The 22,885-nt window shown below is 38.8% G+C and carries 29 protein-coding genes; 10 read left to right on the forward strand and 19 right to left on the reverse strand.

The window, feature by feature from the left end; genetic code table 11:
• Window positions 1–99 precede the first annotated feature (99 nt).
• The 4 genes from IEV41_RS09785 to IEV41_RS09800 all read left to right on the forward strand — a co-directional run bounded on the left by IEV41_RS09785 (window position 100) and on the right by IEV41_RS09800 (window position 2,693).
• Window positions 100–426 carry a PadR family transcriptional regulator gene (locus tag IEV41_RS09785; RefSeq protein WP_188388203.1) on the forward strand — a complete coding sequence of 109 codons (327 nt, stop codon included), beginning with the start codon at window positions 100–102 and terminating at the stop codon, window positions 424–426.
• A gap of 26 nt (window positions 427–452) precedes the next feature.
• The gene (locus IEV41_RS09790) at window positions 453–1,130 is read left to right on the forward strand and encodes a DUF1129 domain-containing protein (RefSeq protein WP_188388204.1); all 678 of its coding nucleotides are present in this window, start codon (window positions 453–455) and stop codon (window positions 1,128–1,130) included.
• A gap of 236 nt (window positions 1,131–1,366) precedes the next feature.
• Entirely contained in the window at window positions 1,367–1,900 is a 534-nt protein-coding gene (locus IEV41_RS09795) for a DUF1129 family protein (protein ID WP_268235141.1), read from the forward strand.
• A gap of 43 nt (window positions 1,901–1,943) precedes the next feature.
• On the forward strand, window positions 1,944–2,693 hold the full coding sequence (locus tag IEV41_RS09800) for an HAAS domain-containing protein (protein ID WP_188388206.1): 750 nt from the start codon (window positions 1,944–1,946) through the stop codon (window positions 2,691–2,693).
• Window positions 2,694–2,736: 43 nt separating this feature from the next.
• Here IEV41_RS09800 and IEV41_RS09805 read toward each other — a convergent pair whose 3' ends face one another.
• The 7 genes from IEV41_RS09805 to IEV41_RS09835 form a co-directional block, all read right to left on the reverse strand.
• The gene (locus IEV41_RS09805) at window positions 2,737–3,453 is read right to left on the reverse strand and encodes an NUDIX hydrolase (protein WP_188388207.1); all 717 of its coding nucleotides are present in this window, start codon (window positions 3,451–3,453) and stop codon (window positions 2,737–2,739) included.
• Window positions 3,450–4,178 carry an NUDIX hydrolase gene (locus tag IEV41_RS09810; protein ID WP_229722185.1) on the reverse strand — a complete coding sequence of 243 codons (729 nt, stop codon included), beginning with the start codon at window positions 4,176–4,178 and terminating at the stop codon, window positions 3,450–3,452. The genes IEV41_RS09805 and IEV41_RS09810 overlap by 4 nt, the downstream gene beginning before the upstream one ends.
• A 79-nt stretch (window positions 4,179–4,257) precedes the next feature.
• Window positions 4,258–4,539: a hypothetical protein gene (locus IEV41_RS09815; protein WP_188388208.1), complete on the reverse strand. Its 282-nt coding sequence runs from the start codon at window positions 4,537–4,539 to the stop codon at window positions 4,258–4,260.
• A gap of 71 nt (window positions 4,540–4,610) precedes the next feature.
• On the reverse strand, window positions 4,611–5,816 hold the full coding sequence (locus IEV41_RS09820; protein WP_188388209.1) for an ABC transporter permease: 1,206 nt from the start codon (window positions 5,814–5,816) through the stop codon (window positions 4,611–4,613).
• Window position 5,817: 1 nt separating this feature from the next.
• Window positions 5,818–6,738: an ABC transporter ATP-binding protein gene (locus IEV41_RS09825; RefSeq protein WP_188388210.1), complete on the reverse strand. Its 921-nt coding sequence runs from the start codon at window positions 6,736–6,738 to the stop codon at window positions 5,818–5,820.
• A 179-nt stretch (window positions 6,739–6,917) separates the two neighbouring features.
• On the reverse strand, window positions 6,918–7,220 hold the full coding sequence (locus IEV41_RS09830; RefSeq protein WP_188388211.1) for a hypothetical protein: 303 nt from the start codon (window positions 7,218–7,220) through the stop codon (window positions 6,918–6,920).
• 75 nt (window positions 7,221–7,295) lie between these two features.
• Window positions 7,296–8,408, reverse strand: a complete 1,113-nt coding sequence (locus IEV41_RS09835) for a hypothetical protein (protein ID WP_188388212.1) — start codon at window positions 8,406–8,408, stop codon at window positions 7,296–7,298.
• A 280-nt stretch (window positions 8,409–8,688) separates the two neighbouring features.
• Between IEV41_RS09835 and IEV41_RS09840 the strand changes: the two genes are divergently transcribed.
• Window positions 8,689–9,075: a hypothetical protein gene (locus tag IEV41_RS09840; RefSeq protein ID WP_188388213.1), complete on the forward strand. Its 387-nt coding sequence runs from the start codon at window positions 8,689–8,691 to the stop codon at window positions 9,073–9,075.
• Between the two features lie 198 nt (window positions 9,076–9,273).
• Here IEV41_RS09840 and bacA read toward each other — a convergent pair whose 3' ends face one another.
• Window positions 9,274–10,074 carry an undecaprenyl-diphosphate phosphatase gene (bacA, locus tag IEV41_RS09845; protein ID WP_188388214.1) on the reverse strand — a complete coding sequence of 267 codons (801 nt, stop codon included), beginning with the start codon at window positions 10,072–10,074 and terminating at the stop codon, window positions 9,274–9,276.
• Window positions 10,075–10,190: 116 nt separating this feature from the next.
• On the opposite strand from bacA, the gene IEV41_RS09850 reads away from it, so the two are divergent.
• The 3 genes from IEV41_RS09850 (at window position 10,191) to IEV41_RS09860 (ending at window position 12,273) form a co-directional block, all read left to right on the forward strand.
• Entirely contained in the window at window positions 10,191–10,757 is a 567-nt protein-coding gene (locus tag IEV41_RS09850; RefSeq protein WP_188388215.1) for a hypothetical protein, read from the forward strand.
• A gap of 544 nt (window positions 10,758–11,301) precedes the next feature.
• The gene (locus IEV41_RS09855) at window positions 11,302–11,574 is read left to right on the forward strand and encodes a hypothetical protein (RefSeq protein WP_188388216.1); all 273 of its coding nucleotides are present in this window, start codon (window positions 11,302–11,304) and stop codon (window positions 11,572–11,574) included.
• A 339-nt stretch (window positions 11,575–11,913) separates the two neighbouring features.
• On the forward strand, window positions 11,914–12,273 hold the full coding sequence (locus IEV41_RS09860; RefSeq protein ID WP_188388217.1) for a hypothetical protein: 360 nt from the start codon (window positions 11,914–11,916) through the stop codon (window positions 12,271–12,273).
• 131 nt (window positions 12,274–12,404) lie between these two features.
• On the opposite strand, the gene IEV41_RS09865 is transcribed toward IEV41_RS09860, so the two are convergent.
• Window positions 12,405–13,535: a 3D domain-containing protein gene (locus tag IEV41_RS09865; protein ID WP_188388218.1), complete on the reverse strand. Its 1,131-nt coding sequence runs from the start codon at window positions 13,533–13,535 to the stop codon at window positions 12,405–12,407.
• Between the two features lie 210 nt (window positions 13,536–13,745).
• Between IEV41_RS09865 and IEV41_RS09870 the strand changes: the two genes are divergently transcribed.
• Window positions 13,746–14,435 carry a thermonuclease family protein gene (locus IEV41_RS09870; RefSeq protein ID WP_229722186.1) on the forward strand — a complete coding sequence of 230 codons (690 nt, stop codon included), beginning with the start codon at window positions 13,746–13,748 and terminating at the stop codon, window positions 14,433–14,435.
• A gap of 232 nt (window positions 14,436–14,667) precedes the next feature.
• Here IEV41_RS09870 and IEV41_RS09875 read toward each other — a convergent pair whose 3' ends face one another.
• From IEV41_RS09875 to IEV41_RS09885, 3 genes are all read right to left on the reverse strand, one after another.
• Window positions 14,668–15,543, reverse strand: a complete 876-nt coding sequence (locus tag IEV41_RS09875; RefSeq protein WP_188388219.1) for a ComEC/Rec2 family competence protein — start codon at window positions 15,541–15,543, stop codon at window positions 14,668–14,670.
• Between the two features lie 103 nt (window positions 15,544–15,646).
• A complete protein-coding gene (locus IEV41_RS09880) occupies window positions 15,647–16,468 on the reverse strand; it encodes an HAD family hydrolase (protein ID WP_188388220.1) in 822 nt (273 codons plus the stop codon).
• 17 nt (window positions 16,469–16,485) lie between these two features.
• A complete protein-coding gene (locus tag IEV41_RS09885; protein WP_188388221.1) occupies window positions 16,486–17,262 on the reverse strand; it encodes a DUF8832 domain-containing protein in 777 nt (258 codons plus the stop codon).
• Between the two features lie 213 nt (window positions 17,263–17,475).
• On the opposite strand from IEV41_RS09885, the gene IEV41_RS09890 reads away from it, so the two are divergent.
• The gene (locus IEV41_RS09890; RefSeq protein ID WP_188388222.1) at window positions 17,476–18,225 is read left to right on the forward strand and encodes an AAA family ATPase; all 750 of its coding nucleotides are present in this window, start codon (window positions 17,476–17,478) and stop codon (window positions 18,223–18,225) included.
• 29 nt (window positions 18,226–18,254) lie between these two features.
• Here the strand turns inward: IEV41_RS09890 and IEV41_RS09895 are convergent, their stop codons facing one another.
• The 7 genes from IEV41_RS09895 to IEV41_RS09925 form a co-directional block, all read right to left on the reverse strand.
• Window positions 18,255–18,665 carry a hypothetical protein gene (locus tag IEV41_RS09895; RefSeq protein WP_188388223.1) on the reverse strand — a complete coding sequence of 137 codons (411 nt, stop codon included), beginning with the start codon at window positions 18,663–18,665 and terminating at the stop codon, window positions 18,255–18,257.
• Between the two features lie 139 nt (window positions 18,666–18,804).
• Entirely contained in the window at window positions 18,805–19,419 is a 615-nt protein-coding gene (locus IEV41_RS09900; protein WP_188388224.1) for a DNA-3-methyladenine glycosylase, read from the reverse strand.
• Complete coding sequence (locus IEV41_RS09905) at window positions 19,416–19,586, reverse strand: hypothetical protein (protein WP_188388225.1); 171 nt, start codon at window positions 19,584–19,586, stop codon at window positions 19,416–19,418. The genes IEV41_RS09900 and IEV41_RS09905 overlap by 4 nt, the downstream gene beginning before the upstream one ends.
• 120 nt (window positions 19,587–19,706) lie before the next feature.
• The gene (locus IEV41_RS09910; RefSeq protein ID WP_188388226.1) at window positions 19,707–20,030 is read right to left on the reverse strand and encodes an antibiotic biosynthesis monooxygenase; all 324 of its coding nucleotides are present in this window, start codon (window positions 20,028–20,030) and stop codon (window positions 19,707–19,709) included.
• A gap of 44 nt (window positions 20,031–20,074) precedes the next feature.
• A complete protein-coding gene (locus IEV41_RS09915) occupies window positions 20,075–20,884 on the reverse strand; it encodes an ABC transporter ATP-binding protein (RefSeq protein WP_188388227.1) in 810 nt (269 codons plus the stop codon).
• Complete coding sequence (locus IEV41_RS09920) at window positions 20,871–21,905, reverse strand: FecCD family ABC transporter permease (protein WP_188388228.1); 1,035 nt, start codon at window positions 21,903–21,905, stop codon at window positions 20,871–20,873. The genes IEV41_RS09915 and IEV41_RS09920 overlap by 14 nt, the downstream gene beginning before the upstream one ends.
• Entirely contained in the window at window positions 21,905–22,840 is a 936-nt protein-coding gene (locus tag IEV41_RS09925; protein WP_188388748.1) for an ABC transporter substrate-binding protein, read from the reverse strand. Before IEV41_RS09925 ends, IEV41_RS09920 begins: the two co-directional genes overlap by 1 nt.
• Window positions 22,841–22,885: the final 45 nt, after the last annotated feature.

Raw genomic sequence — 22,885 nt, forward strand, 5'->3', positions numbered from 1 at the left:
TCTTGCATTACAAGTTACCATTACACGCCACTATCTTGTAAAACAAGATACTTATTTTTCATCACCTATCTTGCTTTGCAAGATAGAAAGGAGATCATCATGTCTTCTAGTCAAATGTTAAAAGGAATATTAGAAGGCTGCTTACTTGCCGTTATCGCAGAAGGTGAAACGTATGGCTATGAGATGACAGAGAAATTATCTCTGTATGGATTCTCGATGGTAAGTGAAGGCAGCATTTATCCACTACTCATGCGGATGCAAAAAGACGAACTAGTCTCTACGACAATGAAAGCATCGCCAAGTGGACCAAAGCGCAAATATTATTCACTGACAGACAAAGGTCATGAAGAACTGCGCGAATTCATAACGAGATGGGATGCATTATCAACGAGTGTCGGCAAATTACTCGCGAAACATCGAGAATAACGACTAGAACAAAGGGGGAACTATTCATGAATCCACAACAGTTAATTGAAATGAATAATGAAAAACGTGAATTGTTAACAGAAGAAAATGAACGAATCTACAGTAATATGCTTGTGTACATCAGAATGGCTAGTATCGCTGAACATCATGTTGAAGAAGTGTTAATAGACGTACTTGACCATCTACTTGATGCACAAGAGTACGGTGAAACAGCTTATGATGTATTTGGAAAAAATCCAAAAGAATATTGCGATGAGTTGATTGAGGCACTGCCTAAGTATACATTATGGCAGGAAATATATGCATATCGATTTATTCCTTATCTCTTGCTTTGTATTACCTTTTCCCTTGAAGTCATTTCTGTTGTTATTGCTCGTATTTTTGAGCATCCAAGAGAAGAAGTTCAAACCTTTATTATCAATCCATTAGGTATCTTATGTGAATTTTTCTTCGTCTTCTTGCTTCTTGTTTTAGCACAAAAATATATACGAAAATCTGCATTCAAGCAAGATAAAGAAACCATTCGCTCTCTTTTCTTACCGTGGCTTATTACAAGCATCATAATAGGGTGTGTCATTGGTGGGAACATTTTATTTAAAAAGCTCGGCTGGTTGACCTTCTCAGTTCCATTAGGGCTTGGGATTCTGCTAAGTATCTTGTCATACGCATTATATAAAATTTCGTTCAATAGGCGAGAAAAATAATAGGATATAGCAATAAACATATATGAAATAAGCCTACTCAATCGCGAAAACGTGCTCACAAAAAAAGCGGTATACGAGCAAATGATTCTCTCGTAGCACTACTACGATGTAAAGGAGAGATGATAATGAATGAATGAAAGCTAAGTCTACTTAACCGTGAACAACGGGCATAATTAACCGAAGAAAACAAAGAAATATATGAACAAATGTTGTAGTATGTACGAGCTGCAAATCTTATTGATTATCATTCAGAGGAAGTGCTAATGGATGTACTTGATCACCTCCTTGAAGCACAGAAGAATGGAAAAACAGCTTTTAATGTAGTTGGAAAAGAGCCAAAAAAATACTGTGATGAGCTTATCGAGGCACTTCCAAAACCAACTTTTTGGCAGCGAGTAAATGATTCCTTGTTTGTATATATGTTTATGCTTTCTTTTATTCTTATCGTCGATACGATTGTATCCTTCTTCCTTAATCAAGCTGAAACAAATGCACAAACGTTTATCGTCAACCCATTAGGTATTCTCTTAATTATACTTCTTGCATCGATTATGCTTTTTCTATCGCCAAAACATTCACGAAAAACAGCTGTCATGAAGAAAAGACTTGGTTCACAGCTCTTCAACGGAGCATTATTCGTTCTGTACTGGATACTTGGTACAGCTACGACAAAAGGATATTTGGCATTAAAAAAAAGCGGAAGTACTAACTATCGCTACACCAATCTGGTTGGGAATCGTAGTAGGCATTATATTTGGTATCTTATATAAGCTTTTATCTACTAATAAAAGGTTAGCTTAAGGAGGCACACACATGAAACTATCGAAAGAAGGCGAATTATTCATTTGTGACCTAAGTGGCTACTTGCTCACAAAAGGCGTTAGTGACAAACAACGACTAGAATTCATCGAAGAAGCGGAAGCCCATCTTCTTGAAGCAGAGGCAAATGGAAAAACAGTACAAGACGTATTTGGCGAACACCCAAAGCAATATGCGGATGAACTTTCCCGGGAAATGAATGTCGAAAAAGGGTGGATATATTATCTCCCACTTGTCTTCTTCAGCTTTGTTGCGTATACATTAATGACTCCTGCTATACGCGGGGAATTAAGCTTCTCGCTGCTTGGCATTATTGGATATCCAGTGATATTCGTCGTAAATAGTATCCTACTTATAATCGGTGTCCGTACATCTTCGTTCCGCTCAAAATGGAAAGGCTTTGCTATTCTATACCTTTTCCTTTTTGTTACATGTATCACGACACTTATTGTCGCTTTAGTAGACCGCTTCATCATGGAGCCAATTATCGTTGTTGACGGAGCATACCGCTGGCTAGTTGTTGCTAGTTGTCTCCTTTTCTTTACACTTGTAGCATGGAAAGAAAAGAGCTGGATATGGATTGGCGTACCGCTTATCTTAACAGGACCTAAAATCATCTTAGAAGTAATCGGTATACAAGGTGAAGCATCCCTTCTCATCGAATCCGTTACGACATTCGGTCTACTCGCTATCTTGTTCCTATATGACAGCAAAAGATCACCAAAAGAAGTAAGTAACGCCTAGTGCAATGCTTGCTTCTTTTGGTATATCAGTGCTTTTTTCTTCCTTAACGAACAATCTCCGCTACTATTTTATATGGATCTATCCTATATGCACGGTACACGTTCTTCTTTCCTAGCAAGCCATCTTCTATTCTTCCTCTTATACCAGGACGAGGCATATACTCAGCGATATTGTCCATCGTTAGTGGTATGAACGCTGCTTCTTCGATTTCTTCTGGCTGAATAGTAATCTCACAGCTCTTACACGTCGCATAGAACATGATGATATAGACGCTTCGTTCCACTACTTGGTAGACACCAATCATCTCTCCAACTTCTATGTCAACACCTGTCTCCTCTTTCACTTCACGGCGGAATGCTTCTTCAAGTGTCTCGCCACGCTCGACTTGCCCGCCTGGCGCTTCCCACGAATCGTTACGCTTTTTCACTTTGACAAGTAACACTTCGCCTTGCTCATTTCGAATAAGTCCAGTCACGGCGACCGTATGGGTTGGAGGGTGATATGCTCCTGTTGATTCTAACATCTCTTCTTTCTGTTCTATGTACAAATTAGAAGGAACATCATATTTACCCCGCTCATACGCTTCTTTACTTATGTATTGCCATATTTCTGTTATTTCTCTTTTATCAGCTGTTACCCATCTCCCAATTAACCACGCACCTTGTTTGATGCTGTTTGGCAACACATACGTATGAAAAAATGCATGACATGCCTCATACATATCTGGATTTATTTCATATGTTTTGCGTACATGAATCATCCTCTTTCGCCCCCTACTACAGTTTTATACGGTTGCAGTGTAAATGCTTCGTACACATTATTTCTCCCCTGCAAAGCATCCTCTGTTCGTTTCCTCATATGTGGCCTAGTAATATACGAAGCAATATTATCAATTGTTAATGGTACAAATGCTGCTTCTTTTATTTCTTCTGGTTGAATTGCAATCTCGCCTCCTACGTACGTTGCTTGGAACAAGATAGAATACAAGCCCATCGTCATATTTTGATAGACGCCAATCATTTCCCCTACTGCAATATCAACACCCGTTTCTTCTTTTACTTCTCGGCGAAGTGCTTCCTCCAACGTTTCACCACGCTCCACTTGTCCACCTGGCGTTTCCCATGTATCACTACGGTTATTAACTTGTACAAGTAATACTTCGCCTTGTTCATTTCGAATAAGCCCACTCACGGCGACAATATGTGTTGGATATGCATAATTGTCTGTCGATTCGAGAAATTCTTCCTTCATACTCCGGTACAAACTACGTTCTTCTTCCGCATATGGATGTTCCGTACGTTCATACACTTCGTGACTCGTATATTCCCATATAACCGTAATTTCTGTCTTATCTGCTGTTACCCACCTGCCTACTAACGTAGCACCTTGTGTGAATTGATTTGGTAATACATATGTATGAAAAAATACCGTACATGCCTCGTACATTTCTGGAGTTATCTCATATGTTTGTCGTTTATACATCATACATCCCCCTCCCAATTCCTGTATATTTCGACAAAATATAAAAAATACCTTCACCCAAACTGGATGAAGGTATTTCTATTCATGATGACTGCATTTTATCAAGTCTTCGCTGCAATTTATCTAGTTGCTCCTGCATCGATTTCATTTGAATCTCTGTTGCTTTATCTATTTCTTTTTGCTCTGTTTGTTCTTCGATGGCTTCATCAATTTCTAATCTTGCTGCATATACTTCCATTGCGTATCCTATTGCAATAATAATGTCAGCTATTAACGCAATTTTTAAACTTGGGACGATGGTTATCTCATTTTCTCCATTTATTTGTTCATTTAAGGACGTTCTAGATGGCGTCTTTTTCTTCACCACATTCCACCTACTTGTTTTTTCTATCACTTTATTCAGTAGGCGTTGTCCTGTTGCACCTATCCTCGTTTCTACGCGTTAAATACATCGCGTTTTGTGAAAACATAGAACGTCGGAACAATTGCTACAACGAGCCAAATTCCTAATACCATGAAGCCTGTCGTTAATGATGCTTGAACTGTAGTTCCTGACCAATGTTGCATTAAGTCTAAATGATTCGTGAATAACCATAATTTATTTGATGGTGCTTGAATAACCATATTCAACACCATACCAACTACGACGACAACGAATGCTACACCTGTACTCATAATTACTGTTTTGAAAATCGTCGTACAGAAGAAAGCAATCGTGGCAATAAGAATCATTGCGACCGTTGACATTCCTATCAGATAGATGAGGTATAACCAACTTGGTATGAGATACGCATTATCATAATGTTGAATTGTTTGCATACTACTCTTACCAAACTCATCTACTCTTGAGATTGTTTCTGTCACTACATTTAACCACTGCGGTTCGTACATTCCTGTTGTGAATCCAAATATGATGCTTAACATTACCCATAATAACGTATAGAACACAACCGAGAAGAGAATCGTTGCCAGAATGCTAACAATCCACTTTCCGAGTAAAATTTTGAAACGAGAAATTGGACGAATTAACAAGAGCTTAATCGTACCTGAAGAAGATTCACTCGATACCATATCCGCCACTAAGAAAATGACAAGAAATGGGACAAATAACATAACAAGAGCTCCGTTCATATTTTGTAACTCATTATACCCCGATGTTCCCAATCCTCTTAGTGGCTTCACATCATTTTCTAAGTGATAGTTAATTCTCTCTAACTCTTCTATTTTATAGGATTTCTCCTCTTTAGAAACATTTGGATCTTTTATAATTGCTTCGGCTTCTTTTTTCTCTTCTTGTAAAACGGCCTTCCAATCACCAGTTGCAAACTCTTTTGCACGTTCGTACTCCTTTTTCACATTCGTAAGCTGTGCTTCTAACTCTTCCTTTGATCCGCCGTGCATACGGCCTCCTTCAGTAACACTAGCACTGTCAAAGTTGCGTAAGTCTGCTTCATACATTTCAATTTGATTCTTTAATTGGTTCAGAGGATTTCTCCATTCCTCACTTCTCTTTGCATCTATATATGTAATTCCTGTCAATGCACAAAGCATCAGAATCGCAATTGCCAATACAACAAGCAATCTTCTACGATGCTTTAATTTCATCCATTCATTCTGTACAACAGCTAATACATCTCCCACGTTAGTTCACCTCCTGCAAATTTTCAACGATGTTCAAGAATTTATCTTCTAATGTCTCTTTCTCCACTTGAATGCCGTACACTTTCACACCATTCTGTACGAACATCTCGACGATGGCTGGAATGTTCTCTTCTGTTACATCAATACGAACCGTTCGGGCATCGATTGCCGTGGTAACATATGCTGTACCTGTCAGCGCTTCTATCGCACGTTTTATATCATCTACTTTGAAATCGTATTGCTCCTCTGCCACAAGTAAGTCAGACACTTGCTTCTCAACAACGACCGCTCCTTCTTTCAAAATCGCCACGCGGTCACAAATCATCTCAATTTCACTTAGTAAGTGACTTGAAATAAAAACAGAAATTCCAGAGCTCGAAATTTTCTTAATAAGCGCACGGAAATCACGAATACCATTTGGATCAAGTCCATTCGTCGGCTCGTCTAAAATAAGTAGCGATGGGTTCCCAATTAACGCCTGTGCGATACCAAGACGCTGACGCATTCCAAGTGAATATGTACGCACTTTATCATCAAGGCGTTTGTCTAACTCTACTAGCTTCGCCATTTCATTAATACGTGTATCTATTTCTTTCTTCGGCACTCTCGCTAATCGTGCATAGTGAAGCAAGTTCTTTCGACCAGACATGTCTCCGTACAGTTCAGGATTCTCAACAATTGCACCAACTTGTGAAAGAGCATTACTGCGATCGCTCTGGACGTTATGGCCACCAATGAGAATTTCCCCTTCACTTGGGCGGATTAACCCGACAAGCATTCGAATTGTTGTCGTTTTCCCCGCACCGTTTGGTCCGATGAATCCATATACCTCACCTTCTCCAATCGTCATGTTCAAGCCTTTCACAATTAACTTATTACCAATTTTCTTTTTTACATTTTTCACTTCTAATACATACGACATATTTCTCCTCCTTCACGAGACAGTTCCCTTATGTTTCCATATTATACATGTTTTCTAGTGGAATAATAGGGGATTCGAGCAATCTTCAGAAACTCTTAAGAAATAAGGGCTAATTGAAGGCATTCTTCATTAATTCTTAAGAAAAAACCTCCTCATCACGAGGAGGAAATTCTATGCTTCTAACACTTTTTATACCAATTAACAAGCCATTCTTCTGGCATTTGTACCGTCTGCAAATCCAACGTTGCTAATTCCGAAACATCGAATGTATTCACAAGGTACAACTCCCACTGAGTATCAATATCATTGACTACCTCTGCTACATGTTCACTCAATGGCTTCGGTTCGATATAGTCGTTATGTTCTACCTCCCGTACATAGCGGCAACACCATTCTGCTAATTGATTATGTGTTTGTTCATTACGTATCGTGCGTTCTATCATTCTTCTTACATATTCATCCGTAAATTCATATTGCTCCATCTCATTCCGCCCTTTTCTTTTTATCTAGAAGTATATCAAAAAACACCTTCATCTACTGACAAAGGTGTCTCTTCTTCATCTATGTGAAACATCACGTTTTGCATAGACAAAAAGTGATGGGATTAATGCTGCGATTAGCCAAATACTTAAGACAACAATACTTGTTATCATCGGTGGGACCATCTCACCTGGCCAAATATTTAAATGATAGGAGAATAACCACGTCGATTCCTCTACGGAACGAGAGATTGCCTCACCGATGAGAAGTACAATGAATGCTAACCCTGCACCTATTGCTTTTGATAACGTCCTACATAGGAATGCGATTGTTGCGACAACAATCATCCCAAATGTCGATAATCCAATCATATAAAGAATAAATAACCAACTTGGCACAAGGTATGCGTAGTCTATATTTTGACGTGCTAATCGTTGTATATGACCACTATCACCGCTTACATCCAGTACTATTGTTGTTTCAATATCAAGCCACCTCGCTTCAAACACCCCTAAGGAAAAGCCATATATAACACTTAATAAAAGCCACACTATAGCATAAAATAGAAGCGAAAAAATAAAGACAATACTACTATTCATACACCACGTGCCAATCGCTGTCTTCATTCGACCAACAACATTACTCGTCACTAGGAAGATGACTAATCCTGGGAGTACGAGTGTCCCTAATACAGAATAAAGACTAATAAACTCTCGTGAAGCAGACCTTGTTTGACCTGGTAATTCAAAAAACGGTCGTACATCCTTCTCTATATAATACTGATGCTCTTTCAGTTTTTTCCCTACTTCGGCTCTCATGTACACATCTATATCCTGATCTTTCAGTATTTCTTCGGCGGCCTTTATCTCTTCTTGAATAATCGATTTCCAATCGCCTTGTGCCAGTTGGAGATGTCGTTCATAACGAAGCTTCACTTGCGCTAGACGATTTTCAATTTCCACCTTCGACTGTTCGTCCCCTTGATGATTACGCAATTCTTCCTCTGTTTTTAGTAGTTCTTGCTCATCCATAGCGAGTAGACTTTCTTCTTTATGTTTCTTCTTATCTGTATACGATAAGCTAACTAACACACAAATTGTGATAACTCCAATCGCTAATGCAAGGAATATTCGCTTCCAGTTTAGAAGGCTTTCACGCTCCTTCTTTCCTATGCTTCCCACTTCACTCATTCATTTCCCGTTGTCACAACATCGTACAACACAGCTATGTATATTTCATATAAAGATTTCATATATTCAAAAGGTGTTTCTCGAATCTGACAGACGGACTCCCCTCCCTTTTGTTTTTATGTTCTTCCACCACATTATATATTTCATTCATTACACATATATCACCAAAATTAAAAAATTAGGAAAAAGGATTCTGTACAGCGTTGTCGAATACAAAAAAGCATATTCATCTCTGCATAAATGGGTGAATACAATCTAGCGATAAATGGAGGGAATTTTGTTGGTTAAACAGAAAGAAGGAATCCTTTTATTTCTGTTCCTTGCTTTCATTTTCACCCTTATTTTCTTACCATCTGAAAAAAGGACGGAAAAGTACGTGACGAAAATTGTGACGAAAGACGACCTATATTGGCTCGAACGAAACCAACGAGAACTCGCAAATGACTTACGAGAAGAAAATCAATCCCTTAGCGACGAAATGTTAAAAGCAGCAATAGATATGTACTCCAACTTAGATATCATGGTGGACAATCCCCACTACAATCAACTAGAGATTAAACTTCCACTCATCACCTACGAAAAAAACGGGGAAACAATTGAATTTTTCACAGGAAAAGGCGAAATTCTACGCGTCCATACGAAAGATGGTTGGTCGGATTACAAATAGTTAACAACTAATTATCAATAAAAAATCGTCCATACTTTTCCACATATTAAAGAAAGGATTCATCATTAAATAAGAGATGGAAAAGGGAGACCCCGCAGGCTTTCCGAGGAGGCTCACTCTCGCTCGCGGAAAGCGCCCACTCGGAGTGTATACTTGCTCATTATAAATAATAAAAAAAGAAGCGGCATACGCCACTTCTTACATGATGAATACGATATAGAAAGCAATTGCTAAGATGAAGCGGTAAATTGCGAACGTCGTTAACTTCACGCTTTCTAATAATTTTAAGAATCCGAAGATTGCAAACATCGCAACGATGAACGCTGTGACGAAACCTGATGCGAATAACGTTAAATCTGCTGTTGATAGCTTGTCTAAGTTCTTCACAATATCAAGTCCACTTGCCCCAACCATCATCGGTACAGCTAAGATGAATGAGAATTCTGCTGCTGTTTTACGAGATACGCCAGCGAACATACCACCAGACATTGTTGAACCAGAACGAGAGAATCCTGGCCATAATGCTAATACTTGGAATAGACCAATTGTGAATGCTTGCTTGTACGTCATATCATCTAATGATTCGATTTTCGGCCCTTTTGGAAGCACTTCCGCCGCAATCATTAGAATACCACCAGCAACTAAACTCACTAGTACTGTTTCCATGCTGAATAAGTTTGCCTTAATCCAATCATGTAATAATAGTCCTACAACAATCGCTGGAATACCACCTAAGATGATATGTAATACGTTCAGACGAGAGCTTTTATACCCTTCTGTCTTCACACCAACAATCGACCATAATCGTTTCCAGAATACAACTACAACTGCCAAAATTGATCCAAGTTGAATCACAACTTCAAAGATTGAAGCACGAGGGTCGTCTTGGAAATTTAAGATTTCTGCTGTCAAAATTAAATGGCCCGTAGATGACACAGGTAAGAACTCTGTTAAGCCTTCTACGATACCCATAATGATACCTATTAGCCAATCTGCCATTTTTGTTCCTCCACATTTTCTTAAAATACACACATGCCACTAATTATAATACAACTTGAAGGGTATTCAACAAAATTTTTATTTTATCCGAAATAAGAACAAAAGGATGGAGAATAATGCGAATTTCATTACTACTCGTTTCCCTATGTATTTTTCTACTTACAGGATGCCTTAATGAAAAAGAAAACACTCCGAAAGACGAAACAGCAACAAAAACAGAAGAGAAAAACAAACCGACAAGCGGTTCAACAAATAAAGAACAAACAAAAAAAGAGCCATCTATCCAAAAACCAAGTGATAAAAAAAGCGAAACATTGTACACAACATACAAAGATAAGACATATCCATTCGAACTCAAATTCCCAGCTGATCTTGGCAAAATAAAAGCAACACATACAAAATTAGATGATGATACCGTTCAGTTCCACATACCAATTGAGGGACAAGAATCACTTATCTTCAGCGTCGTCGCTGTGCCAAGTGAGAAAGTTGCATCCTACAAAGACTCCCAAAGTTACACATTTGTAGGGAAAAACAATACTCATCACTTCTTTATTATTCAAGCAGACGAAGCACCAGATACTTTTTATCAAGCAAAGAACGAAAAGAAATTAGAACAATGGAAACGCGTGATGGAAAAAGACGTACCAATTATTATGAAGTCATTCAAGCTCCTTTCATAAGAAGGAGCTCTTTCTATGCATACGACTAGACAAGGAGAAAAGAAAGCGCTATAATTTGTTCGTGTGCAAAATATACATATTTTACCTTTTAAAGTGTGACAAAAGTGTAAGTTTCCCGTAAGATTCTTCAATGGTTCACTCTCGTCATTGTTCTTACAATAGACATAGATTTAATAAGAGGAGGTATTTCATATGAACATCAAAAAATTCGCATGGGGATTATGCGTATTATCAGGTGCCATTCTTATCGTAGGAATATATAAATTAAAAAACGTATGTACAAAAAAAGAAACGTGCTCAGAGTAAACGCACGTTTCTTTTTTTATCCCCACACCCCGTACAGGATACAGATAAGAACGAGGATAAAGAACAATACGAGTAATAGCTTCTGCATCTCATCTGCTCCTTTCACTTGTTTTTATTATCATATCGTACTATACGTCATACACCCATTGAAATGCCTTACATAAACCTTACAGATTTGTCATCTCTACATAAAATAGAAATACATGGAGAAACTAGCGAAAAAAGGAGGTTTGGTTTTATGAAGGGATTTTTACGACTATGCTTAGCATTCGCAATCATCATGACGTTATCCACTGGATGTATGAATAATAATAAAGATGAAAAAAAGGACAACAAAGAAGAACAAAAAGAAGATAGTAATACTGATCAAAAAGATGAAAACAAAGATTCTGAAGATTCCTCTAAGCAAGATGAAAAAGATAAAGAAAAGGACCAAGGCCCAGATCAAGAAAAGAAAGATAAGAAAGATGAAGGAAAAGACGATGCACAAAAAGAGGAAGAGAGTGAATAATCGTCTGTATGCCGATACATTCCCTATCCCTTCCATTTATACACAAAACTACAGGTTCTGTCTATGAGAATTTTTTTATCTTTATAAATGAGGTGGCCTATGCTGAAAGAGAAAATTGTAAAAGCGCTCGCAATTATTTCTATTTTCGTCACCATTGCACTCGGAATATGGACCGTCTATATGTGGTTTTACTAATAGACAACATCATTAACTACACAACAGGCAGAAAGAGAACGAGGAAATGGTTCTCTTTTTTATTTTTTCACATAAACTCAATTAGTCACCTTTCTCCACTGCTGCATGTTGTATACATCAAAGACAGAAGGAGCGTGGATATTTGTGAAAAAAATTCAAATTAGTTTGTTCAAGCGTTCCTTAAAACTTGGAGAAGAACGCATCGTTTTGACACTTATTGAACGTGCCCTACAAGCTCCGTACTCGAAACAACAAGAAGAAATATCTGGTCCTTTCGATTCCTTCGATGGTACGATTTGGTATGAAGCAACTTACAAAGAAAATGATTTACAACTAAATCTCTCCATCGCAGCATCCTACTTAAAAGAAAAAGTCGACATCTCCATCTTCCCAACACTCCAACATCTGCTCGGTGAACCAACAAATATCTTTCTCGCTCTTAAAAAAGGGGAAACTATTCCACAAATCACCTTCACGTATCATGACTTACTTGTTCTCACATAAGAAAAAAGGTATCTCTGTCTGTTAGAGATACCTTTTTTATCGTGATTTTTTCTATTCATAACGATTACGTTTAATAAATGCTAGATTTATAGAAAGAAAGTCGTCCATCTTCATAGATGAACGACTTTCTTCTATTCTATAATCGTTAACTTTACTTTCTTACGACCCCAACGATATGCTTCTTCATTTGTTGGAAGTAACACATCAATTTTATAACCTTTGATTGCACCGCCTGTGTCAGCTGCAATTGCATAACCGTATCCTTCCACATACACTTTCGATAATGGTGGAATAACGCGTGGATCAATTGCGATAAGACGAGGTGTTGGTTTCGCTAAAATGTTGTAGCCACCGTATTTCGTAATTGCGTGTGCACCTTGGCTTTCCGCTGGCGTATATGCAGTTGCTTCTACATACATTTCGCGACCTTTAATTGACTGTCCATCAACTGGAACAGAAGGTTGTTGCGGTACTACTTCTGATTGCTTCTTCTCTAACTCTTGCATTGCTTTTGCTTTTTCTTCAAGTGCTGTTTTTTGTGCTTTTAGCTGATCTGCTTGCGTCGTTGCATCTGTTAAAGCACTCGCCGCATCGTTATGTTTCTTCTCAGCTTCTTGCAGAGAAGCTTGTACAGCATCATATTGAGCACGTAACTCTTCTTGCTTCTTCTGAAGTGCTTGTTCCTCTTTCTTTAGAAGTTCCTCTTGTTTCGCAATTACTTCTTTATCTTGCTCAATGCTCTCAAGATCTTCTTCTTGTGTACGGAATAAGTCTTCATCTGAATTGAAGATTTGACTCATATACGTATAACGTTTCACAATATCCATAATGCTTTCCGCTGTCGTCATTAACTCTACGAAAATATCTTCTTGTGGATTTTGCTGCATCGATACCATACGTTTCTTCATAATTTCTTTGCGCTCAAGAATCTTGTTCGATACTTCGATAATCTCTTCCTTCTTCTGTTCGATTAAGGCAGAGGCTTCCGCTATTTTGTTTTCAATGGCTACTAGTTCTTGTTGATTCTTCATAATCGATCCGTCCAATGCTTTCACATCATCTTGAATCTTCTGTACTTCCTTCAACATTGCTTCTTTCTCTTCTTGCATTTCTTTCAAACCACTATGTTGATCACGTAATTGTTGCTCAATATGTATAAGTTCATTATTACTTTGTTCTGCATGGGCTGTACCCTGCACATTAATACTCATAAAAATAATACACGTGATGAGGAAGCTACTTAGTACTTTTTTCATAGTCATGATATCTTTCCCCTTTCTTAGTATCTACTAGTTATAACACAAAAAAATATGACTATGGTGTTGATTCCTTAACAAAATATTTCACTTATGTAACAAACATTTCATTTTATTTTCTATCATAATAAGCCTACATAACAGCAAACGCTTTCTATGATGTATATACGGTGGGTATTTTTGACAAGATAAAATATGGAAAAGGAGGTCACCTACGTGAAAATAATACAAAAAATCATCTTAGCAGCCCTATTACTTACACTCCTTGTCAGCTGTATTGGCAAAGAAGAAAACGTAACACCAAAAGAAGGAAATGAGTATGAAGATATTTCTCAACAAGAAGAAGTCACAGAAGAATCGGAGAAAGCAAACGATATTAAACATCCAGAGCTTATAGATGCTGGCGTCACTACCGTTCCAAATGAGCAAGAAAAGATTCGCGCAAACTCCAAACGAATGGAACAAGCCGAGGTCATTCGAAACATCGACGGTGATACACTGAAGGTACGTCTTACAAATGGAAAAGAAGAAAACGTCCGCTTTTTATTAGTAGACACGCCGGAAACAAAACACCCAAAACTTGGTGTCCAACCATTCGGTCCAGAAGCAAGTGCCTTCACGAAACGCATCGCACCAACTGGAAAAAAAATCACACTAGAGCTCGACGTTAGTGAACGTGAAAAATACGGGCGCCTCCTCGCTTACGTTTGGGTGGATGGCCAACTATTAAATCGCATGTTAATTGAACAAGGGCTTGCTCGTGTCGGCTATATTTATGTCCCAAATACAAAGTACGTCGACTACTTAAAAGAAATCCAGACGAAAGCTCAACAAGAAAAGCGTGGTATTTGGAGCATCGAAGACTACGCAACGGATAAAGGATTTAAGCAAGAGATATTGAAGTAACGAGCACTCTACCATGAGTGGACGCCTTCCCTTTTTCATCCATAAAAAAAGCCACTCATCTCAGAGTGGCTTAGTTCGTTACTTTCTTTAATACATATTTCGTTAACACTGCATATACAACAACCGTCCCAGCAATAAATGCGTATACCATGTTAGTCGCCTCCGTCATAATGATAATCATTATCATCTTTTATCTAGCTATCATCTTATCATAAATGGGAATGGTTATCAATTATTTCACGCCATCAACTGCTAACAAAAATGGTGCTTCGTCTTCTACTTGTAACAAGTATCCATTTGTCTCTACTTCGATATCTCCGTGGATAGCTGTTTCGTACATTCCTACTTCATGTTCCTTCAAACGCCGCATTACGACTTGGTGCGGGTGACCGAACGGATTTCCTTTTTGGTACGACAAAATTGCGTAAATTGGATGAACGTGATCAAGGAACGCATCAGACGTTGACGTGTACGATCCGTGATGACCCACTTTCAATACGTCTGCTTGTAAGTTATACTTTTTCTTCATCATTTGATTTTCCGCATATATGTCGGCATCTCCTGTTAAGAGGAAGTCAGCATGCTTGTATGATACTTTCAGCACAATCGATGATTCGTTATTTTCATCACGCTGAACACCGTTATTTAACACCCTCATTTCGACCAACGGATCCAATGTTAAATACTGTCCCTTCTTTGCATACATAAGCGGGATTTTCTTTTTCTTAATAAGACGGACGTACTGATAATAAATATTTGTCACGTACTTTTTTCCACTATCAACAACCATCCCTACATGCATATCTTTGAGTACTTCAAGTAATCCACCAATATGATCAAAGTCCGGATGCGTACCAACAACAACGTCAAGCGATGTTATACCCATCGCACGAAGTTTCTGTACAAGACCAACTCCTGCTTTTGGTGGTCCACCATCAATTAACACTTTCTTTCCATTTGGCAAAATAATAAGCGTCGAATCTCCTTGTCCAACGTTAAAGAACGTCATCTGCAAGGTACCTTCCTTATTTTCATACGCAGGAACCGTTCGGAAAGGAACATATAAGCACAAAACGGCAACAGAGAATAACATAAGCAATCGCCACATCTTGTACGCCCCTTTTTCTTTTTAGTATGGCACATGACAATAAGATTAAACGCAAAAAAAAGACACACATACAAATAAGCATGCGTGTCTTTTTTCCATTCTCCTAAAAAGCTCTTGCTAATGTTGGTACAATAACAAGCGAATCATTACTGTACGTATGTCCGTGTTCCGAAATATATACACCATGCATCCCTAGTTTGAGGGCAGGTGCAATTTCATTCATAAAATTATCACCAATTGATACAACTTCATGTGGCTCTACTGAATAAAGAATCATGAGCTTCTGCAAATGTTGTTCTGTTTCAAAAGGCTTGTATGCATCCGTAATTTCAAAATCAAATAACCCGTGTAGCTCTAATTCTTTCAACAGGCGTTGAACGTCTTCATAATCGGAATTAGTAAGTAGAACAAGTTTCTTCTCGTCCTTTAACTTCATCAATGCTTCTTTTAATCCCTCTGTTTTTGGCAAGACGAAATCTTTGCTTACCATGTATTCCTTTGTCTTATCGTAACAATGGTATGTATCTTTCACTCCATGATGTGCACCGTTCACATAAGGTAACCACCAACCATCACCAACCGCAATCATGCGCGCTTCGTCATACACAATCGGTTCGTTATACCATTCTTCTACTGTCGAATTCGGAAGTAGTTGTCCTTCCCACGTATGACCTTCTACTACAGAAAATGTCATTGGATCAAGTGTCAAAATGACATCTTTCTCCATATCATATACTTTTCCAATCTTCAGCGCATGGTCGCCCTGCTTCATCGCTTCATAATCACGTTCAAAATCTTGATGTAATTCTTTTGGCAACTCATTCTTAATTTGCTCCGCGTAGTAGTCGAAGTGACATGTTCCCTCATATAATGTTCCATCCAAATCAAAAATAATGACCTTACATTTCTCAATTAACGCCTTCATACGTTTCTCCCTTCTGTTTACTCTTTTTTCTTTTTGATGACTTCGACACCATAAGGAAGTTCATGTTCTTTCCCATCCCACTCAAAGACACTATACAATAAGTACATGCCTCCATTTGGTAGCGGCACGTCAAATGATAATTCCGGAGACTCATCTGTTTTTTCATTCGGATGAGCAAGGGCAATCGTTTCCATCTCTGCATCGACTAAATAGACCATACCCTCATCCTCTTTTAGCGGATGAAATTTCGTCTTCGTTTCTTTTTTTCCTTTCTCCTGGAACATGAAGGTTAACGTAACTGATGAATGTTCAAACAACACATCAGAAGCTAAACTCACTTGGAGTCCATCTATGTCTCTTGTCATTGCAATATCCTTCTTGATAGTACCTTCCTTCCAACCATCCATTTTGTAATTATCTATTTTATATGCTTTTTCCTCATCATGTAAATACAGAATGAACGCATGCGGCTCTTGTTTCTTGAAAGGAATTGTTACTTTAAATATACCTTTTCCACTATATGTTACGTTGTTGAGATAAAAGAACGAAAAATCTTGATTTGCTGCCGCAACATGTAACTTCTTATTATCAACTTCTCCAAGAGACGTGACAGCTTCCCCGTTCTTATCCTTTAAGCGAATCGTTACCGTATTTCCATTTACATCCCACTCGGCGCTCGTTGCCTCAAGTGTTCGCATCGTATTCTTCTGTCCACCTATAAATCCCTTTTGATAAAAGATTAACACAATAAGAAGCAAAAACAAACAAACAACCGGCACCATCAATCGCTTCATTCTCTCACCTCTTCCCCCAATACTTACTTAAAATAGTACCACACGAGTAGGACAAGGAGTATAGGTGTTAGACAGACAAAAGTCGGCAAAAGTTGCAAGAATCAACATACCTCACGAGTCTGCACTCTTCCTGACTACACATTTAATTGTAGTTTATGTGAACGTTCACCTCTTCCCCTATGCTATACTCATCTAAAGGAAGGAGCGAATACAATGACTACATACATACGACGAATCGAAGTAAAGCGAGATGATATTCCAAGTTATAAACACTACCCTTTTTCATTACCAACTATTAAAGAACTAGAAACGTTAGCATTTCATCCGAATGTGACATATATCGTTGGAGAGAATGGGATGGGAAAATCAACGCTACTTGAGGCAATTGCAATTGCTGTAGGGTTTAATCCTGAGGGGGGAACGTTGAACTTCTCATTTTCAACAGAAGATTCTCATTCTGATTTACATGAATATCTTCGACCTGTCCGTGGTGCCGATCGACCAAAAGACGGATTCTTCTTACGCGCGGAATCGTTCTATAACGTTGCTTCTGAAATTAACAAGCTCGACCGTGAATCAAGTTTAGGAGTGCCAATCATTGAATCTTACGGTGGTACATCTTTACACGAGCAATCGCACGGTGAAGCGTTCTTTGCAACATTCACTCATCGCTTCGGTGGAAAAGGCTTATACATTCTTGATGAGCCAGAGGCAGCACTCTCACCATTCCGCCAATTATCGATGCTTTCTCGCATCCATGAACTCGTCCAAGGTGGCTCACAGTTTATCATTGCGACACACTCGCCAATCTTAATGGCGTACCCAGAAGCAACACTCTACAATTTAACGGAAAATGGTATTGAAGAGACGACACTAGAAGAAACATCACACTTCTCACTTATGAAGCAATTCGTAAACGACAAAGACCGACTGCTACACCATCTTTTTCATGAGGAACAATAAAATAGCCATCGCACATGCGATGGCTATTTTTATATCATATATGAAACGATAAATAACAATACCGTCAATAAAATGACACCGAACGATAATGTTTTATCTGATATTTTCGTTCCTAAATAATATCCTACAAGACCGAGTGCTGCTTGGAAGAGAAGCAACACATGTTTATGTGTGACAAAACAAACGAGCACAAGAACGATAGCACCTGCTATAACCCATTGTAACCACGGTGCTAGCTTATGCGATAAATATTTTCGTATTGCATGATAGATAAGTTCAAATACAAACGTTCCCACGTATACTGCAATGGGAATGTAGAAAAATAATTTCGAGAATACGTGTAGCATAATCTCTACTTTATTCATTAGTAAGCCTATTATGAAGAATGATGCGCAAAAGAACATGAACGCAATTGCGCTTCCTGTGAAATACCGTCTCATCTACTAATCCACCTTTTCCGTAATACATCCTTCTTCTATGCTAATACGTTTCCTCCTTCATTTTGCAACAAAAAAGTTACAATATACGAAGAAAAAACAACCAGCTTTGCTAGCATATGTATAGATATGAAAAAAGTACTCACTTCGAAACAAACGGGTGCCCTTCATAATAGAAACGCCACGGATAATCAATTGCCTCTTCGGCGTAATCAATATTGATACGCGGACCAGCAGCAACAGCATAACTAGAAGATAGATGCTCCTCTTCTGGCACAAGCTCAATATACAAATCGTCTCGTTGCATCGAGTGACCTTGTTGCTCTAACGTAATCCCAAGCGCACGACATAACTTTCCTGGTCCACTCGTCAAATTGCGGTATTGTGCTTTTGTAATGTCTGTCTTACTAAAGCGAGATATCTTCATCTCCTCAATTCCATCAACTGGCTCTATTGCACGAATAAGAATTGCATGTGGAATATCTATCTCGGCAGTAACAATATTGAAACAATGATGCATCCCGTAAATGAGATACACATACGCATATCCAGCTTCGCCAAACATCACTTCCGTTCGATTCGTTCTTCTTCCGCTATAACTATGAGCCGCCTTATCATCTGGCCCTTTGTATGCTTCCACTTCGACAATATAACCACTTCTCTTCACTCCGTCCACTACATGAACGAGCTTCTGACCAAGCAAACGCTTTGCAATATGTAATGTTTCCCCTTCATAAAAAGATATAGGCGCCTTCATTGTTCTATCCCCTTCTGTGCTTTCAATAATTTCATCATCTGATACACATCACTTGGCATTCCACTATATTCTCCCCAAAAAGAAGGATAGTTGACCGGAATTATAGTCATAAAGAATTGAATAGATGTAAAAAATGGGACGATGTAATTCCATACAAATTGCACCATTCTATTTGTCCCCCCCAAGCGATAATGATTCCTTCTCTTTTCTACATCATCTATCAAAATCCTGCACCATTCTCCCTAAAACATAAAAAAAGCGAAACCAAGTTGATTTCGCTCTCCCCTTTATTCCACCGGTACAGCTGCTGCGTGCTCGACAACTACTTCATACTTGTGTATGTCGCTGCCAATAACGTTTCCGCTTTTTCCTTTTTTGCCTGAGTGGGCTTTCTTGAATGATTCACTCTTAAACCATGCTTCGAATGATTCTTTCTTGTCCCACGTTGTGCATACTTTCAACTCTTCGAATTCAGTTACTCCTTCTGTACGCCATAATTCTAAACGAACGAACCCCTCGAACTCTTGAATTGCCTTCGTTTCTTTGAAACGAGCAATTAATTCATCTCCAAAACCAGTCTTTACACGAATTGTATTTGTTACAATATACATACATATAACCCCTCTCCGTAATTAGTTTCTTCTATTATAATATGTTACTCACACATTGCCGCATTTTCACACGCATCTTTACGCACACAAATGCGCTTTGGTGTGAAAAATGGTTTCTCACCATCATTGTAAATATCAACGTCTATATCAAAAATATGTTGGAACATGTTTTTACATAACACGCACTGTGGATTGCCATCGTATTCAATAGCACCATCTTTCATGACGATTAACCGATCACTATACTGTGCTGCCTGGTTAATATCATGAAGCACCATCACAACTGTCATCCCAAATTCTCGATTAAGTGTCTGCACAAGTTCCATTACTTCTAGTTGATGTGCAATATCTAAATACGTTGTCGGCTCATCTAGTAGTAATATTTTCGGACGCTGAGCAATCGCCATCGCAATCCATGCACGTTGTCGTTCCCCACCAGATAATGAGTGAAGGGCACGATGCTCGTACTTCTCTAACTTTGTCAAAGACAATGCCCAACGAATGATGTCTTCATCTTCTTGATTCATACGGTCAAACCAATTCTTATGTGGATGTCGTCCAAACTCAATTAGGTCGCGCACTGTAATATCAAGGCGATGTTCATTCATTTGTGGTAACATCGCTAGTTGCTTTGCAATGTCGATACTCTTTACTTGCTGGATGCTCTTTCCGTCTAATACAATCTCGCCACTCTCTGGTGTAAGTAAACGTGATAAAAGGCGAAGAAACGTTGACTTCCCTGAACCATTCGGACCAATTAAGCCGACAATTTCTCCTTGCTTAATCTCAAGATCAACTGCCTTTAAGCCGAAAATCTCAGAATGGTTGTAATCAATACTTTTAGCTAATAGCACGCCCTTTTCCTCCTCGCTGAATTAAAAATAAGAAGAACGGACCACCGATGAACGATAGTAATAATCCAACTGGTAATTCAATTGGATCAAATGCGCTTCTTGCGATTGTATCTGTCAAGACTACTAAGAAGCCACCACCAAGTGCCGAAATCGGTAATAAATAGCGATAATCGTTTCCAATCAGTAATCGTACCATATGCGGTATAACTAATCCTACGAAGCCGACTAGGCCTGCTACACTTACCGCAATTCCTGCTAGCAATGTACTTAATACAATCAAGAAGAAACGACTTCTTTCCACATTATGTCCAAGTAAGGTCGCCACTTCATCCCCAAGTGATAAGAGGCGAACATGCTTAATACCAAATAAGGATAATACGAGTGCACCAATTGCGTAATAAGAAATCATTTCGACATGTGCCCAGCTAACACCTGCTACCCCGCCAGCTAACCATGGCAGAACAGACTGGACTTTGTCACTATGTAAAAGCATAATTGTCGACATCGTTGCACCGATAAGGGCATTGATTGAAATACCGACTAAAATAATACGTGCTGGTGATGCACCGTTTTTCCATGCTAATCCGTATACAACCATCGCTGTCACGAACGCACCTAAGAAGGCTGCTAATGGAACAAATATCATATAAGCAGGAAACAAAATCATGATGATTGTCGCCATTAAACCAGCACCAGATGATACCCCAATAATACCTGGATCTGCAAGTGGATTTTGCATCACACCTTGCATTAACGCTCCAGCTACCGCAAGACACATTCCAACTAATAACCCCACGATGACACGTGGAATACGAAGATCCCAAATAATACGCCTTGCCATCGTATCTTCCTCACTCATAATCCCCTGGTAAATGTCTTGTAGTGTAAACGATACAGAACCGACAAGCAGTCCATATATACAGGAAACAATTAATAGGATACTTATAGAAAGAAGCAGGATCCATCGCTTTTTCGCGAGTGGATGTGCCTGCTCCTTCCCAATCAGTGCTTCACTGCTCATTATTTCGCTACTTCTTTGATGCTGTTTGCCATGAAGTCAATCGCATCATTGATTTTTGTCCCAGGGTTTGTACCGAATAAGTGAGAAGGTAGGATTACTACTTTGTTATTCTTCACTGCATCAAGGTTCTTCCAGCCAGCATTTTTCTTCATTTCTTCTTCAAATGCTTTCTTTACTGCTTCTGGATCACCATGAGTAATTAAATACACTACTTCTGGGTTGCTTTCCACGACACGCTCCACACTTAACTGTGCGTATTGTGGGAATTCTTTCGTTGCTTCGTAGTCTTTCGCGATGTTTTCTCCGCCAACTTTTTCTAAGATGTCACCTGATAATGATGTTGGAAGTGCTGCCATGTATGTTCCTGGTGCACCGTATACTAATAGAGAACGAACTTTCTTCTCTTGCTTCACGCTCTTTAATTTGTCATCAATTGATGTTACTAATTCTTTCGCTTTGTCTTCTTTGCCAAGCATTTGGCCGTACGTTGTGATACTCTTTTGTAAGTCTTCTACTGAGTTTGTTGCAGATAGGAATACTTTCGTTTTGCCTTGTTCTACTGTCGCAACGTGCTTCTCAAAACCACTGTTTGCAATTAATACGTCTGCTTGTACACTTGCAATTTTCTCGAAGTTCGGTTGGTGTAGGTTTCCGATTTGTGTTGCTTTCTCAAGTTCTTCAGATGCTAGAGGTACTTTCGATGATGGGCGACCTACAATAGTTCCACCAAGCGCATGAATAATATCTACATCACCTGAACTTAATGCTGCAATGTTCTTCGGATGCTCCTTGAACACAATTTCACGATCCGTAAAGTCTTTCACCTTAATCTCTGCTGTTTTCTTCTCTTCTTTTGCTGATGTAGATGCTTCTTCACTTTCTTTCTTGCCACACGCTGCAAATACGAGTGTCATCATCATGACAACTACCAACATGAGAATTGATTTCTTCTTCACTATGTATTCCACCTTTTCTATGTT

The sequence above is a fragment of the Priestia taiwanensis genome (genome assembly GCF_014638355.1).
Lineage (GTDB): Bacteria > Bacillota > Bacilli > Bacillales > Bacillaceae_G > Priestia_D > Priestia_D taiwanensis.

Coding starts and splice junctions, on each gene's coding strand:
- IEV41_RS09785 (WP_188388203.1), top strand. CDS start 100: ATGTCTTCTAGTCAAATGTTAAAAGGAATATTAGAAGGCTGCTTACTT.
- IEV41_RS09790 (WP_188388204.1), top strand. CDS start 453: ATGAATCCACAACAGTTAATTGAAATGAATAATGAAAAACGTGAATTG.
- IEV41_RS09800 (WP_188388206.1), top strand. CDS start 1,944: ATGAAACTATCGAAAGAAGGCGAATTATTCATTTGTGACCTAAGTGGC.
- IEV41_RS09805 (WP_188388207.1), bottom strand. CDS start 3,453: ATGATTCATGTACGCAAAACATATGAAATAAATCCAGATATGTATGAG.
- IEV41_RS09810 (WP_229722185.1), bottom strand. CDS start 4,178: ATGATGTATAAACGACAAACATATGAGATAACTCCAGAAATGTACGAG.
- IEV41_RS09825 (WP_188388210.1), bottom strand. CDS start 6,738: ATGTCGTATGTATTAGAAGTGAAAAATGTAAAAAAGAAAATTGGTAAT.
- IEV41_RS09830 (WP_188388211.1), bottom strand. CDS start 7,220: ATGGAGCAATATGAATTTACGGATGAATATGTAAGAAGAATGATAGAA.
- IEV41_RS09835 (WP_188388212.1), bottom strand. CDS start 8,408: ATGAGTGAAGTGGGAAGCATAGGAAAGAAGGAGCGTGAAAGCCTTCTA.
- bacA (WP_188388214.1), bottom strand. CDS start 10,074: ATGGCAGATTGGCTAATAGGTATCATTATGGGTATCGTAGAAGGCTTA.
- IEV41_RS09850 (WP_188388215.1), top strand. CDS start 10,191: ATGCGAATTTCATTACTACTCGTTTCCCTATGTATTTTTCTACTTACA.
- IEV41_RS09855 (WP_188388216.1), top strand. CDS start 11,302: ATGAAGGGATTTTTACGACTATGCTTAGCATTCGCAATCATCATGACG.
- IEV41_RS09865 (WP_188388218.1), bottom strand. CDS start 13,535: ATGACTATGAAAAAAGTACTAAGTAGCTTCCTCATCACGTGTATTATT.
- IEV41_RS09875 (WP_188388219.1), bottom strand. CDS start 15,543: ATGTGGCGATTGCTTATGTTATTCTCTGTTGCCGTTTTGTGCTTATAT.
- IEV41_RS09880 (WP_188388220.1), bottom strand. CDS start 16,468: ATGAAGGCGTTAATTGAGAAATGTAAGGTCATTATTTTTGATTTGGAT.
- IEV41_RS09885 (WP_188388221.1), bottom strand. CDS start 17,262: ATGAAGCGATTGATGGTGCCGGTTGTTTGTTTGTTTTTGCTTCTTATT.
- IEV41_RS09890 (WP_188388222.1), top strand. CDS start 17,476: ATGACTACATACATACGACGAATCGAAGTAAAGCGAGATGATATTCCA.
- IEV41_RS09895 (WP_188388223.1), bottom strand. CDS start 18,665: ATGAGACGGTATTTCACAGGAAGCGCAATTGCGTTCATGTTCTTTTGC.
- IEV41_RS09900 (WP_188388224.1), bottom strand. CDS start 19,419: ATGAAGGCGCCTATATCTTTTTATGAAGGGGAAACATTACATATTGCA.
- IEV41_RS09905 (WP_188388225.1), bottom strand. CDS start 19,586: ATGGTGCAATTTGTATGGAATTACATCGTCCCATTTTTTACATCTATT.
- IEV41_RS09910 (WP_188388226.1), bottom strand. CDS start 20,030: ATGTATATTGTAACAAATACAATTCGTGTAAAGACTGGTTTTGGAGAT.
- IEV41_RS09920 (WP_188388228.1), bottom strand. CDS start 21,905: ATGAGCAGTGAAGCACTGATTGGGAAGGAGCAGGCACATCCACTCGCG.
- IEV41_RS09925 (WP_188388748.1), bottom strand. CDS start 22,840: ATGTTGGTAGTTGTCATGATGATGACACTCGTATTTGCAGCGTGTGGC.